Annotated in this window: 10 protein-coding genes; 8 read left to right on the top strand and 2 right to left on the bottom strand. The window is 66.5% G+C overall.

The features are described 5' to 3' along the window. Positions 1 to 136: 136 nt before the first annotated feature. On the top strand, positions 137 to 1861 hold the full coding sequence (locus ABD188_RS08585; RefSeq protein ID WP_344060541.1) for a L,D-transpeptidase family protein: 1725 nt from the start codon (positions 137 to 139) through the stop codon (positions 1859 to 1861). A gap of 148 nt (positions 1862 to 2009) precedes the next feature. Here ABD188_RS08585 and ABD188_RS08580 read toward each other — a convergent pair whose 3' ends face one another. After that, positions 2010 to 4169: an alpha-galactosidase gene (locus tag ABD188_RS08580; protein ID WP_344060538.1), complete on the bottom strand. Its 2160-nt coding sequence runs from the start codon at positions 4167 to 4169 to the stop codon at positions 2010 to 2012. Continuing rightward, a complete protein-coding gene (locus ABD188_RS08575) occupies positions 4169 to 5194 on the bottom strand; it encodes a LacI family DNA-binding transcriptional regulator (protein ID WP_344060535.1) in 1026 nt (341 codons plus the stop codon). The genes ABD188_RS08580 and ABD188_RS08575 overlap by 1 nt, the downstream gene beginning before the upstream one ends. A gap of 271 nt (positions 5195 to 5465) precedes the next feature. Here ABD188_RS08575 and ABD188_RS08570 point away from each other — a divergent pair, with 271 nt between their 5' ends. From ABD188_RS08570 to ABD188_RS08540, 7 genes are read left to right on the top strand one after another with little or no spacing between them, the layout of a single operon-like run. Beyond that, complete coding sequence (locus tag ABD188_RS08570; RefSeq protein ID WP_344060532.1) at positions 5466 to 6785, top strand: ABC transporter substrate-binding protein; 1320 nt, start codon at positions 5466 to 5468, stop codon at positions 6783 to 6785. A 40-nt stretch (positions 6786 to 6825) separates the two neighbouring features. After that, entirely contained in the window at positions 6826 to 7824 is a 999-nt protein-coding gene (locus ABD188_RS08565) for a carbohydrate ABC transporter permease (protein ID WP_425561338.1), read from the top strand. Further along, positions 7821 to 8690 carry a carbohydrate ABC transporter permease gene (locus ABD188_RS08560; RefSeq protein ID WP_344060526.1) on the top strand — a complete coding sequence of 290 codons (870 nt, stop codon included), beginning with the start codon at positions 7821 to 7823 and terminating at the stop codon, positions 8688 to 8690. The genes ABD188_RS08565 and ABD188_RS08560 overlap by 4 nt, the downstream gene beginning before the upstream one ends. Next, positions 8687 to 11152 (top strand): glycoside hydrolase family 2 protein, encoded by a 2466-nt coding sequence (locus ABD188_RS08555; RefSeq protein ID WP_344060523.1) that lies wholly within the window; start codon positions 8687 to 8689, stop codon positions 11150 to 11152. Before ABD188_RS08560 ends, ABD188_RS08555 begins: the two co-directional genes overlap by 4 nt. Next, the gene (locus tag ABD188_RS08550; protein ID WP_344060520.1) at positions 11149 to 12120 is read left to right on the top strand and encodes a glycoside hydrolase family 113; all 972 of its coding nucleotides are present in this window, start codon (positions 11149 to 11151) and stop codon (positions 12118 to 12120) included. The genes ABD188_RS08555 and ABD188_RS08550 overlap by 4 nt, the downstream gene beginning before the upstream one ends. Next, positions 12117 to 13049: an N-acetylglucosamine kinase gene (locus ABD188_RS08545; RefSeq protein WP_344060518.1), complete on the top strand. Its 933-nt coding sequence runs from the start codon at positions 12117 to 12119 to the stop codon at positions 13047 to 13049. Before ABD188_RS08550 ends, ABD188_RS08545 begins: the two co-directional genes overlap by 4 nt. Next, on the top strand, positions 13046 to 15046 hold the full coding sequence (locus ABD188_RS08540; RefSeq protein WP_344060516.1) for a beta-galactosidase: 2001 nt from the start codon (positions 13046 to 13048) through the stop codon (positions 15044 to 15046). The genes ABD188_RS08545 and ABD188_RS08540 overlap by 4 nt, the downstream gene beginning before the upstream one ends. The last annotated feature ends 2 nt before the right edge of the window (positions 15047 to 15048 follow it).

The following is a 15048-nucleotide window of genomic DNA, read 5'->3' as shown; positions in this document are numbered from 1 at the left end:
TGTTTACAAAACCGTTACAAAGCGAGATCCCGGTCGACGAGCAGCGTCCCGGGTGAGGGGTGGCGGACGAATGCGTGAGCACGCATACTCGTCCATTACCATGGATGTACGTGAATCGGAGCCGGGGGGTGATGGTGTGACAGATCTGGCGACGAGGCCCGGGGCCGATGATAAGGCGCCCGAAGAGAACTCCCCCGCGGATGTCGATGACGACGCTGTGAACGCAGACGAAGAGACGGCGGACGATGTCGTCGACGACGAGGCCGCTGACGAGTCCGTCGAGGACGCTGTCACCGACGAGTCCCTCGAGGACTCGGGTGGTCCTGCTGATGCGAGTCTCGAAGCCGACACCGAGGTCGTCGATCCCCTCGTCGCGTCCGATCACACAGATGTCGACGCAGAAGATTCCGCGGATACCGTCGTCCTGACCGGCGACGCGACCACGACTTTCCCGACGTCCTCCGAAGGTGCGTCGGACGGCACCGACGTCTACGCTTGGGCGCCGCCCGAAGAACGGCCCCGCAAGTCGCGGAAGCCACTCTGGTTGGGGCTCGCAGCCGGTGCCGCACTGGTCGGTCTCATCGCCACATCCCTCGTCCTCATCGCACCCGGAACCTCGGTGGCCGGCGTGGGCGTGGGGGGTCTCACGCCGGGCGGGGCGGCAGATGTTCTGCAGGAGCGGCTCGCCGAGACCACGATCGTCATCGTCGGCGACGGCGGAGACGCGGAGGTGACAGGCGCCGAGCTGGGCGCCACCGTCGATGCGAAGGCGCTTGCCGAGGCTGCGTTCGCCGAGAATCCGGCGTGGAACCCCACGCGGTGGTTCGCCGCACCCGTCGACGCCGACGTGCAGTTCGACGAAGCGACCGCGATCGCAGCCCTTCGGGGAGCCGCGCCCGACCTGTTCGTCGATCCCGTCGATGCGACCCTCGCCTACGACGCGGAGTCGGCGATGTACGTCACGACGCCGGCCGAGGAGGGCCAGGGGCTCGACACCGACGCGGTGCTGGGCGCATTCCAGGACGCTTACAACTCCGGCGAGAAGCGCGTCGAGTTCGATCCGGCGCTCGCGGCGGTCGAGCCGACCACGACAACCGAGGTCGCCGAAGAGACGGCTGCGAGCCTCAACAGAATCCTCGGAACCGCAGGCTTCTACGTCGGCGAGGAGCGCACGGTGCCCATCGACCGGGCCGTCGCGGCATCCTGGCTCACCGTCACTCACAACGCCGACGGCACGTTCGCAATCTCAGCCGACGAGTCCGCCATCCAGAAGGTCGTCAAGACGCTTCCGGCGGCGGTCGACCGGCAGGTCGTCAATGCGACCGTCATCACGGACTCCGCCGGTGGCGTGCTGCGGGAAGTCACTGCAGGCGTCGCGGGGCGCACGCTCGGTGACACCAGCAAGGTCGCAGCCGATTACTCGGCGCAGCTCGCGAGTGGCAACGGCGTGTACAAGCTGCCGGTCAAGGCCCAGGACTTCACGACCACGGCACTCGCGCGTCGCATCGAGGTCGACATCAGCGAGCAGCGCGCCTACCTCTTCGAGAACGGCGCGGTGGTCAACTCGTGGTACATCTCATCGGGTCTGCCGGGACACGACACGAACTACGGTCACTTCCGCATCTATGCGAAGGTCGCGCAGCAGAACATGGGCGACCGCGATCTGATCAAGGCCGACTACTTCACGCCGAACGTGCCGTGGATCTCGTACTTCAACGGCGACGAGGCGCTGCACGGCGCGTACTGGCACAACAACTTCGGCAACCGGATGAGCCACGGTTGTGTGAACATGCCGATCGACGCTGCCAGGTTCGTCTACGACTGGGCGCCGATCGGCACCGAGGTGTGGGTGCACGACTGACCCGAACCGGGCGCGGAAGAGCGCGTGTTGCCCACTCTTTCCTGACCGCGCATGCGTAGGATCGCGCGCGCCGTCGACGCGGTGATGCAGTGGGCTGGGCGGATCGGCGAGAGACGGTCGGCAGCCAGGTGACTCGGCGCGGACGCCGTCAGACGCTCACCGGTTCGAGGTGCAGTACGAAGGCCTGGACCGGCCACAGCGTCGGCAGCTGCAGGCCCACCTGCTCGAGTAGGGCGCCCGACAGCACGGTCTCGCCGACGGTGAACCACTCGGGTGCGATCCATCCGTACGCGGCATCGCCGATCTCTCGTCGCACCCGCACCCGGTACCGCGCATCGCTGTCGAGCCCGGGCAGCCGGAGGCGCTCCGCGCGGGCATCCTCCAGACTTGCGACGGTCGCCACGATGAACACCGCATGCCCCGTGCCCTCGGCATCCACGAATCCTGTCACGCGCCACGCCGGGTCACGCAGGTCGGGGTGGACGACCAGTCCTCGATGGATGACGGGCCGCACCTCGCGATAGAGCGCGCCGAAGGCTCGGATCGCGGCTGTCTCGGAGTCATCGCACTCGAGAATGTCCCACTCGAAACCTGCCGACCCCATGAGGCTCGTCGCCATGCGGTACGACAAGGCCGTCGTCCGTCCGGAGCTGTGCGACGTGGTCGGGCCGACATGCGCACCGACGAGTTCGGGCGGGAGCAGCAGCTCGGTCCAGCGCTGAATCTCCTGCCTCTCGACCGGATCGTTCGAGTCACTCGCCCAGACCCGGTCGCACACCGCCATGATGCCGAGGTCGGTGCGCGCCCCGCCGCTCGAGCAGGATTCGATCTCCAGCCCCGGATGCCGCTGCTTCAGGTCGGCCATGAGCCGGTACACCGCCCGCATCTGGGCATGCACCCCGGGTCGCCCATCGTGAGTGCTCTCGACCAGATCCCTGTTGTGGTCCCATTTGATGAAGTCGATGCCGAGCTCCGACACCAGAGCGTCGATCTGGCCGAACACATGCCGGAAAGCCTCAGGATTGGCGAGATCCATGACGTATTGCGTCCGCCAAGACAGTTCCGGCGCGTGGTCGAGATGGCCTGGATCATGCAGCAGCCAGTCCGGGTGGGCGCGCGCAACGTCGGAATCCGCACTGACCATCTCGGGTTCGAACCACAGACCGAACTCCATGCCCAGTTCGTGCACGCGCGCCGCGAGCGGATTGAGCCCATCGGGCCACACTGCTGTGTCGACCAGCCAGTCGCCCAGGCTGGTCGAGTCGTCGCGGCGCCCGAGGAACCAGCCGTCATCAAGGACGAAGCGTTCGATCCCGACATCCGCCGCCCGCTCGGCGAGTGCCACCAGCCGCTGCGGATCGTGGTCGAAGTAGACGGCTTCCCAGGTGTTCAAGGTGAGCGGTCGAAGGGTGCGCGGGTGCTGGATCCTCGCGCGGAACCAGGTGTGCACTCGGGCGGAGAGTGCATCCAGTCCGGCGTCGGTGAACACGAACGCCGCCGGTGGCGCCACGTACTCTTCTCCCGGTGCGAGCACGATTTCGCCCGGTCGCAGGAGCTCCCCCGCGCCGATGAGCGTGACGGCATCCGTCACCCTGTCGACGCGGTAGGAGGCATCGGACGACCACGCCAGATGTACTGCCCAGCTGCGGCCGTCGCGCCAGCGAGGTGCATGCTCGGACGCGATCACCATGGTGGGCGAGTCATGGCCAGGTCGGCCGCGGCGCGACTGCCGCACCGTCGAGCCCGCCGGCATCGGAGTCGTGACCGGACGCTTCTCGCGCGTCCAGCGGCCGTCGAACGTCGTCAGCGTGTCGGTCGTGGTCGGCACAGGCATGATGGCCTCGAGCCATTCGATCTCCACAGGGTCGGCGTCGGCGGCGCCGCGATGGCGAAGCGCGTGGTCGACCCAGACCACTCCCCCGCTCTCGATGCCGACGCGCACGGTGAGGACGAGGCCGGATGCCGGATCCTCCGCCGTCACGGTGCAGTCCGCACTCTCGGCGACGACCTCGATGGTGCTCCAGCGCGCGTGGTGGAGCACGCCACCGCGGCGCAGCTGCACCGCTGGTCGTCCCGTCCACCCGTCGCCCTCCTGTGGAACGAGAGACAGCTGCCACGCGGCATCCAACGTGCCGGGCGCAGTCTGCCGACTGAGGGCGGACGGGAGCGCGGCGAGGTCTTCCTGGGTCAGCGATCCGAGGGCGCCGCCCCAGTGCAGGACCTTCGGGAGACCTCTGCCGCTCAGCTGCAGCACAACGGCCACCCCCGCGGACTCGAGGTGGACGAAGTCATCGCTCACAACGGGCATCAGATCGATTTCCTTTCGTAGGGGGGTCGCTCCCCTGTCCCTCGTTCGACGATCCACGTGGGCAATTCGATCTGCCGGGTGAATCCGCCCGGATCCCCGATGCGCTCGAGCGCGACCATCGCAGCGCGGCGGCCGAGCTCGATCGGGTCGTAGCTCACCACGGTGACGCCGATCACATCGGCCGTGTCGAAGTCGTCGAAGCCGACGAGGGCGATCCGTCCCGCTTCATCGCGATCTCGCAGCACGCGAAGCGCGCCGATCGTCATCCTGTTGTTCCCCGTGATGATCGCCGTCGGCGCGTCGTCGCTCGACAGCAGCTCACCGACCACCCGGTCCGGAGGAACGGTCAAGTCGTCCACAAGGCGCTCCCACTGCGCGGTTTCGTGGATGCCGTACGCACCGAGCGCGTCGCGATAGCCGCGCAATCGCTCCGCCTGCGTGTAGACCGATGCCGGATTGCAGACGTATCCGATCCTGCGGTGCCCTCGGGCGAGGAGCCTGGTCGTCGCGTCGAACACGCCACGATGGTTCTCGAGAACGATCGAGTCGGCGACGAGATTGCGGGCGGGGCGGTCGATCGCGACCACTGGTGTTCCCAGATGCCGCTCGCCCTCCAGGTAGGACTGATCGTCGGCGACCGGGATGAGCAGCAGCGCCCCCACCCGCTGAGCCAGCAGCGCGTCGGCGACCCGCTCCTCCCCCTCTGGTGTGTCGTCGGTCGTCGCCACTACCAGGGCGAAGCCATGGCCCGCGAGTTCCTTCTCGATGCCGGCAGCGACCTTGTAGTAGAACGGGTTGCCGAGTTCGCCCATGATGAAGCCGATCGTGTTCGTCGCCCCACCTCTCCGCAGACTGCGAGCGAGGGTGTTCGGGCGGAAACGCAGACGTTTCGCAGCAGCGAGCACTCGTTCGACCGTCTCGGGAGCCACCAGTTCGCGGTTCGTGAACACGCGGGAGACGGTCTTGGAACTGACGCCCGACAGGCGGGCGACATCGTCGAGCGTTGCGCGCTGCTGAACCGCCATCGGTCCTCCTCTGCGGTCAGAGTAGCACGGCTGCGTGGGAATGACGACGATAGACATTTGGTGGACATACTGGACACCACATATCCAATGAGGTTCTCGAAAAGTCCTGGTCAGTGCGATTCTCAATCAAGAGTGCGTACATCGGACAAACCAAGACAGCGTTGACATCCCACTCTTGCGGAAGCGCTTCGACCCGCGTTACTGTGGGGCTCGTAACCCGCGATGCAGCGATGCAGGCGAGTTCAACGGCGAACATGACTAGGAGACACACATGGCAAGGAAGGCAATCGGCGCACTCGCGTTGATCACCGTCGCGGGTCTCGCGCTCGCAGGGTGCTCTGGCGGCGGCGGCGGCGCAGGCGACGCAGACAACACCATCGACGGCGAGGTGAAGGGCGACATCAAGGTGATGACCTGGCGCACCGACCTCATCGCCGACGGCACGTTCGACAAGTACGCGGAGGAGTTCACGGCGAAGTACCCCGACGTGAACGTCACGTTCGAGGGCATCACGGACTACGCGGGTGAGATGCAGACCCGCATGAGCACCACCAACTACGGCGACGTGCTCGGCATCCCGACGATCTCTCCCGACCAGTACGACCAGTTCCTCGAGCCGCTCGGCAAGACGGCGGACTTCGAGGACACCTACCGGTTCCTGCCGGCATCGAGCTACGAGGGCACGCAGTACGGCGTCGCGTTCGGCGGCAACGCGAACGGCGTCGTCTACAACAAGAAGGTGTTCGAAGAGGCGGGTGTCACCGAGGTTCCCAAGACCGAGGATGAGTGGCTCGCGGCGCTCGAGCTGATCAAGGACAACACCGACGCGATCCCGCTGTACACGAACTACAAGGACGGCTGGCCGCTGACGCAGAGCTTCGGCAACCTCGGTGTCGTCACGGACGACCCCGACGCGCCGATCACGATGGCCGAGAACAAGGCACCCTGGACCGAAGGCACCGACGTCTACGCGATCGACTCGCTGCTGTACGACTCCGTGGCCGCGGGCCTGACCGAGGAGGACCCGCTCACCACCAACTGGGAGCAGTCCAAGGTCGATCTCGCCACCGGGAAGATCGCCGCGATGACGCTCGGCTCTTGGGCAATCTCGCAGATGCAGGCTGCCGCAGAGGACAACGGCGCGTCCGCCGACGACATCGGGTACATGGCGTTCCCGGCGACCGTCGACGGCAAGCAGCTGGCCGTCGTCGGAGGTGACTACAACCTCGCGGTGAGCAAGCACTCCGAGGCGAAGGCCGCCGCATGGGCATGGATCAAGTGGGTGGTGGAGGAATCCGGCTACACCGAGGCACAGGGCATGATCTCTCCCGTCCTGTCCAAGCCGCTTCCCGACAACCTCGCCGGATTCACCGACGCGGGCGTCGAGCTGATGGAGATCAACCCGGCCCCCGCCGGCAAGGAGAGCCTGCTCGCCGACACGGCGAACGACTCGCAGATCGACCTCTACGGCCCGCTGTATCGCCAGAAGCTCGTGGACATCGCCCGCGGTGCCGCCGATGGCGACAAGGACAGCTACTTCGCCGAGCTCAACGAGCGTTGGGGCGCGGCCGTCGATCAGCTCGCCGGCTGAGCTCGCCTCATCGCTTCACAACGAGAACACGGAGAAGTTCATGGCACTAGCGACATCCGGCTCCGCCGCTGACGCACCGGCCGTTCTCTCCGCCCCCGCTCGCGCTCGTCGGTTCCGCGGTCCTCGCCGCGGAGCCGGCGGGCCCGACCGGTGGAGCGGCGGGAGCGCGGGGCAGAGGCTGATGCAGCACCTCACACCCTGGCTGTTCCTGTCGGCCGCCGTGGGGTTGCTCCTGCTGTTCACCTACTGGCCAGCGGTCAACCTGTTCTACTTCAGCGTGACGGACTGGGACGGCATCGACCTGACCAAGAACTTCGTCGGGCTCGACAACTACGTCAAGGTCTTCACCGATCCGCGCATCTTCAGCGTGTTCGGTGTGAGCCTCTACTACTTCATCGCGACATTCGCACAGATGGCGATCGCCCTCTACTTCGCCACGATTCTGAGTTTCAGCACCAAGTTCCAGAACCTGTTCCGCGGCATCCTCTTCTTCCCCTACCTGATCAACGGGGTGGCGATCGGCTTTGTGTTCCTCTATCTCTTCCAGCCCGGTGGCACGCTCGACACGGTCCTCTCGTGGGTGGGTGTGACCGATCCGCCGAAGTGGCTCGGCGATCCGAACATCGTCAACTGGTCACTCGCCGGCACGTCGGTGTGGCGGTACACCGGATTGAACTTCGTGCTCTTCCTGGGAGCGATCCAATCGATTCCCCGCGAGCTGTACGAAGCAGCCGAGCTGGATGGAGCGTCACGGTTCCAGCAGTTCTGGGCCCTGATCTTCCCCGGCATCCGCCGGATCATCGGCCTCTCGTTCATCCTCGCGGTGGCCGGCGCTCTCAGCGTGTTCGAGATCCCCTTCATCATGACCGGCGGCGCGAACGGATCGGCGACGTTCGTGATCCAGACGCTGCAGACGGCGTTCGCGTTCCGGCAGGTCGGCCTGGCCTCCGCCATGGCGGTCGTGCTGCTGATGATCGTGCTCATCGTCACCGTGATCCAGCGAAGAGTCTTCCCCGACGACAAGGTTGACCTGACATGACGACGACTGTCCCCCACTACCGCAGCGGCCTTTCGCCGCTGATGCGACTCAAGGGCATGAGCGCGACGACCGCGAAGTACGTGAGCCTCATCCTCGGTGCGCTCTTCACGCTGCTGCCGCTTTCGGTGGTGCTGTTCGCGAGCCTCAAGACGAGCCGGGAGTACGCGACCACGGGTCCGTTCGAGATGCCGTCCAACTGGCTGAACTTCGACAACTTCGTGACCGCCTTCACGAGCGGCGAGATGCTCGAGGGCTTCATCAACACCACGATCGTGCTGGTGGTGTCGCTGGTCGGCACGATCTTCATCGGCACCATGGCCGCCTATGCCATCGATCGATTCCGTTTCCGAGGCAAGAAGCTCGTCGTCGGCCTCTTTCTCGTGGCCACCCTCATCCCGGGCGTGACGAGCCAGGTGGCGACCTTCCAGCTGATCAACGGGCTGGGGCTGTACGACACGAAGACCGCCCTGATCCTGCTCTTCATGGGCACCGACATCATCGCGATCTACCTCTTCATCCAGTTCATGCAGTCCATCCCCGTCTCGCTGGACGAAGCCGCCATGATCGACGGCGCGAACCGCTGGACGATCTACTGGCGCATCATCCTTCCGCTGCTGCGGCCGGCGATCGCCACCGTCGTGATCATCAAGGGCATCGCCATCTACAACGAGTTCTACGCGCCGTTCCTCTACCTGCCGTCCGAGGGGTTCATCTCGACCTCGCTCTTCCGGTTCAAGGGTCCATTCGGTGCGCAATGGGAGGTCATCGCCGCCGGCACGATCGTGGTCATCGTCCCGACGATCATCGTGTTCCTCGTCCTGCAGCGCTGGATCTACCGGGGCTTGACGTCGGGAGCCGTCAAATGAGGCTCACCCGTACGGTCCACGACAACTGGTCGGTGAGTGTCGGATCCGGACCTGCGCCGGAGCCGATCGTCTCCGCCGTCGTGCCGGCGAGCGTCCCCGGCGTCGTCCATCTCGATCTTCTCGCGGCCGGGCTCATCCCCGATCCATACCTCGATGACAACGAGTCCGCCCTCGCGTGGATCGGACTCGTCGACTGGCACTACCGGACGACCTTCGCCGTGACGCAGACCGAGATGGCGACATCCGCTCGCCATGACGTGGTGTTCGACGGACTGGACACCGTGGCCACGGTGCGGCTGAACGGAGTGGTGATCGCCGAAACAGCCAATCAGCACCGCACCTATCGCGTCGACGTGGGCACTTCTCTCGTCGTCGGCGAGAACACGCTCGAAGTCTTGTTCCGCAGCCCCGTCCGCTACGCCAACGAGCAGAGCGTAGCGCTCGGCGTCCGGCAGCGTCCGTATCCCCTCCCCTACGACGCGATTCGCAAGTCTGCGTGCAGTTTCGGCTGGGACTGGGGCATCAAGACGACGACGAGTGGAATCTGGAAGCCCGTGCGATTGGAATCCTGGTCGACCGCGCGGCTCGCTTCCGTGCGCACCCAGGCGGGCGTGGCGGATGCCGCGACCGGCGTCGTCGACATCGACATCGCCGTCGAGCGGGCGGGCGATGAGCCTCTCGATGTCGTGGTCTCGGTCGCCGGCGTCACCGTGTCAGCCGAACTCGCAGCGGGCGACACCACCCTCACCGCCTCGGTGGCCGTTCCCGAGGTCGACCTCTGGTGGCCCGTGGGCTATGGCGCGCAGCCGCTGTACGACGTCGACGTGCGGCTCGAGGCATCCGGATCGATCCTCGACGAGGCGCATCGGCGAGTCGGCTTCCGCACGATCGCGTGGGACTCCACTCCTGACGATGCGGGCACCCCGTTCGTCCTGAAGGTGAACGGCGTGCCGGTATTCGTGAAAGGGGCGAACTGGATTCCGGATGACGCGTTCCCGGTGCGGGTGGACCGGGCGCGGTACGCGCGGCGGCTGCGCCAGGCGCGCGACGCGAACCTCAACCTCATCCGGGTGTGGGGCGGTGGCATCTACGAGGCAGACGACTTCTACGACCTCGCCGATGAGCTCGGCCTGCTCACCTGGCAGGACTTCCTGTTCGCGTGCGCCGCGTACGCCGAGGAGGAGCCACTGCGCAGCGAGATCGAGGCGGAGGCGCGCGACAACGTCACGCGCATCGCGCACCATCCCTCGCTCGTGCTTCTCACCGGCAACAACGAGAATCTCTGGGGCTACGAGGATTGGGGCTGGAAGCTGCGCCTGGACGGCAAGACGTGGGGCGCGTACTACTACTACGAGCTGTTCCCCGCCGTGATCGCCGAACTCGCCCCGGGTGTGCCCTACGCGCCCGGGAGTCCGTTCAGTCCCGGGTCGACGGACGAGAGGCCGCTCCACCCCAACGACGAGCAACACGGCACGATGCACATCTGGGACCTTTGGAACCAGAAGGACTGGCCGCACTACCGCGACTACACGCCGCGCTTCGTCGCCGAGTTCGGCTGGCAGGGTCCACCCACCTGGTCGACGCTCACGCGCTCGATCAGCGATGACCCGCTGACTCCCGAGTCACCCGGAATGGTCGTGCACCAGAAGGCTATGGAGGGCAACGTCAAGCTGACGAACGGATTGATCCCCCACTACCGGCTGCCCGAAGACATGGAGACCTGGCACTGGGCCATGCAGCTGAACCAGGCGGATGCGATCACCACCGCACTGGAGCATTTCCGCTCGTTCGCCCCGCACACCGCGGGCGCGATCGTCTGGCAGCTCAACGACTGCTGGCCGGTGACCTCGTGGGCGGCGATCGACGGCGACGAGCACCCGAAGCCGCTGTTCTACGCGCTGCGCAACGCGTTCGCACCGCGAGTCGTGACGATTCAGCCGCGAGACGGCGGATTCGTCGCGGCGGTACTCAACGACTCGGCGGATGAGTGGACAGGCGACCTGCGTCTCACGCGCCGTGGGTACGACGGCACGATCCTCTCCGAGCACGTCGACTCCGTCGCGGTGGCGTCGCGAGGCGTCGCCACGGTGCAGATTCCGGATGCCGTGGCCACCGCAGGCGACGATGGTTCCGAGCTCATCGTCGCCGAGTTGAGCGGCATCCGCGGGCTATGGTTCTTCGGCGAGCCGCGCGACTCTGCGCTCGAGGCGCCCCGCGTGTCCGTCGCGGTGGCCGAGCACGCCGACGGAGTGGCGATCACCCTCATTGCCGGCAATCTCGTTCGCGAACTGACCCTGCTCGCAGACAAGATCGCACCGGACGCCGTCGCCGAGGAGGGACTTGTCACCCTCCTGCCGGGCGAGTCGACGACGATCGTGGTCCGTGGGCTGACCGCAGCCCAGGCCCCGGCCGTTTCGCACCCGAGCGTGCTGCGCTCGGCGAACCAGCTGGTGGTGCGATGACCACTCTCACCGAGCGGCTCGGAGAGCCGGTCTGCGGCATGACGTGGGGCTGGGTCGGCACCCGCGGCACCTGGGCGACACCGGATGCCGCGGCATCCATGGCGGCCATGGCCGACCATGCTGTCAGCTGGACCGCGATCGCCTACGCGGCGAACCAGGCGACGGCGTTCTCGACCGAGATTCCCTTCGACGCGGAGCCGACCGTCACGGACGACGAGATCGTCTGGGCGATCCGCGAGGCGAAGAGGCTGGGCATGAAGGTGGTGCTCAAGCCGGTGGTGAACTGCGCCGACGGCACGTGGCGCGCACACATCGGCTTCTTCGATCGGGACGTGCCGAACGAGCCGAGCTGGTCGGACTGGTTCGCCTCTTACCGCGAATTCATCCTCCACTCGGCCCGCATCGCCGAGGCCGAGGGTGTCGAGATGTTCTGCATCGGATGCGAGATGGTGCGCGCCGACGGGCAGGAGGTCCACTGGCGACGTCTGGTGTCGGAGGTTCGCGGGGTGTATTCCGGACTGGTGACCTACAACTGCGACAAATACCAGGAAGGTCACGTCACCTGGTGGGACGCGGTCGACGTGATCTCTTCGAGTGGGTACTACCCCATCGATACCTGGGAGGCTCACCTGGATCGCATCGAGCGAGTGGTCGCGGCATCCGGCAAGCCGTTCCTCTTCATGGAGGTGGGTTGCCCCAGCCGCACCGGATCGGCGGAACTGCCCAACGACTGGGCTCTGCCGGGCGCTGCCTCTGGACACGAGCAGCTGCGGTACTACCGCGCGATGTTCGAAGCCTGCTCGACGCGTCCGTGGGTGGGAGGATTCGTGCTCTGGGACTGGCCGGCTGCGCTCTACGCGGTCGAGGACGCCGCCGCGAACGATGATTACTGCCCTTACGGCAAGCCGGCAGGAGCCTATCTGCGAGAGGTCTACACCGCGATGCAGAAGCAAGGGGCCTCCGCATGACCGGGGCTTCGGTATTGGCGATCGATGCCGGTCAGACCGGGATGAAGGTGCGCCTCCAGCACGGCAGCGACACTCGGGACGTCCTGTTCGGCGGCATCCGCACGCATGAACTCCTGCTGCCTCAGTTGGCGGATGTCGTGCACGCCGCCATTCGCGACACCGGCGCGACACCGGAGATCGTCACCGCCGGCATCTCCGGTCTGACGGATCGCGATGCGGATGCAGGTGCACTGCTCGGACTGCTTCGCGATACCGGAATCCGCGAAGCGGCGCTCGCACACGACTCCACCACCTCCTTCCTCGGCGCACTCGGCGACACCCGTGGTGCCGTCGTGGCCGCAGGAACGGGCGTCGTGACGCTCGCCGTCGGACGCGACGCCGTCGCACGGGTCGATGGTTGGGGCTATCTCATGGGCGACGCAGGCAGCGGCTATTGGATCGGCCGCGAAGCGCTCGACGCGGTCATGCGTGCCTACGACGGCCGAGGTCCGCAGACCCGACTGACGGATGTCGTGCGGGAGCGATGGCCGCAACTCGATCAGGCATACATCTCACTCCAGGCGACTGATGACCGCGTGAGCGTCATCGCATCCTTCGCCGCGTCGGTCGCTCGGCTCGCCGCGGACGGCGACGAGGTCGCCCTCACCATCACGACGAGCGCTGCACACCAGCTTGCACTCAGCGTGACGACCGCGATCGGCCAGGTCGCGCACCCTGACGACCGCCTGTCGGTGTGCGCGATCGGCGGAGTATTCCGCTCCGCAGTGCTCGCGGGTGCCTTCTCCGACGTGCTCACCCGCGACTCTCACGACTTCGACATCACGCTCGTTTCCCCGCTCGGCGAAGGGATCGACGGGGCGATCGCCCTCGCCGATCTGGGTTCGAAACACCCCCTGTCTGCTGCTGTCCACAGCGCGAGGGCAACGTGAGGTCTACGCCCGATGGGCACGGGCTGCTCTTCGGCGGCGACTACAACCCGGAGCAGTGGCCGGCGAGCGTATGGCGCGAAGACATCGCGCTCATGCGGGAGGCGAGAGTCAACACGGTGACGCTCGGCGTGTTCTCGTGGGCGTTCGTCGAGACCGACGACGACGAGTGGGATTGGGGGTGGTTCGATGAGGTCATCGGACTCCTCCACGACGCCGGTATCGGCATCGACCTGGCGACTCCCACCGCCGCTCCACCGACATGGTTGCAGCGCACGCACCCTGAGATCGTGCCGGTCGACCGCAACGGCTCGAGATTCCACCAAGGCGGGCGACTCGGGTGGTGCGCCAGCCATCCGGTATGGCACCGCTACTCGAGCCGGATCGCCCGACGGCTCGGCGAGCGCTACGGCCGGCATCCCGCCGTGCGGATGTGGCACGTCAGCAACGAACTGGGCGGCGGCAATCGCCTCTGCTACTGCGAGGAGTCCTCACGCGCGTTCCGCGAGTGGGCGCGTGACCGCTATGGCACGATCGACGAGCTCAATCGAGCGTGGGGCACCGCGGTGTGGGGGTTGCGTTATCGCTCCTTCGACGACGTGATCGCGCCGCTGGCGAGCGAGTCCGGCCAGAGCCCATCGATGCTGCTCGCCTTCGATCGCTTCAGCTCGGACGCACTCCTGGGCCAATACCGGCGTGAGCGCGAGGCGCTGCGATCGGCAGGGGTGGCAACCCCCATCACCACGAACCTCATGCTCGCGGTCGGCGGAAGCGTCGCGGACTATTCGCACTGGGTGCCTGATCTCGACGTGGTGGCGATCGACCACTACGCAGTGATGGCCGATCCCCATCGCGAACGAGAACTCGCTTTTGTGGCGTCCCGTGCCCGCGGATTGGATCGCACCAGGCCGTGGCTGCTGATGGAGCACTCGACGAGCGCGGTTAACTGGCAGCCCCGCAATCCGCCGAAGGCGCCGGGCGAGATGATCCGCCATAGTCTGCAGCACATCGCGCACGGCTCGGACGGTGCGCTGTTCTTCCAGTGGCGCGCTTCCGCGTCGGGCGTGGAGCAGTATCACTCGGGCATGGTTCCGCATGCCGGTTCGGATACGCGTCAATGGCGCGAGGTGGTGGAGCTCGGCCGGACCCTCGAGAGGATCAAGCATGTGGCTGGCAGCCTCGTCGAGGCCTCCCGCGTCGCGATCGTGGCAGACATCCCGGCGAAGTGGGCCTGGGAGGAAGGCCAGAAGCCGATCCATGACTACCCGATCGAGGCATCCGGCCGGCGATGGCACGAAGCTCTGTCCGCCCGCGGCCTGGGCCCGGATGTCGTCCCACCCCGTGCGGATCTCACGGCATACGGTCTTCTCGTCGTGCCTGGACTGTACGCCGTCAACGATGCCACAGCGGGTGCGATCGCGGCAGCCGCGCTGCGCGGGGCGACCGTCGTCGTGGGTCACCTGTCAGGCATTGTGGACGAAGAGAATCGCGTCAGAACCGGCGGCTATCCGGGCGCGTTCCGCGAGATGCTCGGCGTCGTCGGTGAGGAGTTCTGTCCGATGCTCGCGGGCGAGCAGATCGTCCTCACATCCGGTTCGATAGCCATCGACTGGAGCGAACGGCTGAGAGTCACGGACGCCGAGATCGTGGACACCTATGCCGAGGGCGACCTCGTCGGATTGCCCGCCGTGACGCGCAGATCGGTCGGGGCGGGTCGTGCATGGTACGTGTCGGCCGACATCCGCGACGGCTTCGACGCGCTGGTCGACGCCGTCATCACGGATGCCGGCGTGCGCGCGCGCCTTCCCGTCGCGGCAGGCATCGAGGCGGTCCGCCGGAAATCGGACTCGTCGTCGTGGCTGTTCTTGATCAATCACGGCGACACCGACGTCGAGGTTCGGACGTCGGGACTCGAACTGATCAGCGGAGACAGCATCGATGGCTCGATCAAACTCGCCGCCGGGGCTGTGGCCGTCATACAGGAGCGAACGAGCGGATAGGC

The sequence above is a fragment of the Microbacterium pumilum genome (assembly GCF_039530225.1).
Classification (GTDB): Bacteria; Actinomycetota; Actinomycetes; order Actinomycetales; family Microbacteriaceae; genus Microbacterium; species Microbacterium pumilum.
This window is presented reverse-complemented; position numbering and strand designations above follow the sequence as displayed.

Bases quoted from the DNA above. Each gene is read 5' to 3' on its own strand.
- ABD188_RS08555 (WP_344060523.1), top strand. From the start codon at position 8,687: ATGAGGCTCACCCGTACGGTCCACGACAACTGGTCGGTGAGTGTCGGA.
- ABD188_RS08565 (WP_425561338.1), top strand. From the start codon at position 6,826: ATGGCACTAGCGACATCCGGCTCCGCCGCTGACGCACCGGCCGTTCTC.
- ABD188_RS08570 (WP_344060532.1), top strand. From the start codon at position 5,466: ATGGCAAGGAAGGCAATCGGCGCACTCGCGTTGATCACCGTCGCGGGT.
- ABD188_RS08545 (WP_344060518.1), top strand. From the start codon at position 12,117: ATGACCGGGGCTTCGGTATTGGCGATCGATGCCGGTCAGACCGGGATG.
- ABD188_RS08580 (WP_344060538.1), bottom strand. From the start codon at position 4,169: ATGCCCGTTGTGAGCGATGACTTCGTCCACCTCGAGTCCGCGGGGGTG.
- ABD188_RS08575 (WP_344060535.1), bottom strand. From the start codon at position 5,194: ATGGCGGTTCAGCAGCGCGCAACGCTCGACGATGTCGCCCGCCTGTCG.
- ABD188_RS08560 (WP_344060526.1), top strand. From the start codon at position 7,821: ATGACGACGACTGTCCCCCACTACCGCAGCGGCCTTTCGCCGCTGATG.
- ABD188_RS08550 (WP_344060520.1), top strand. From the start codon at position 11,149: ATGACCACTCTCACCGAGCGGCTCGGAGAGCCGGTCTGCGGCATGACG.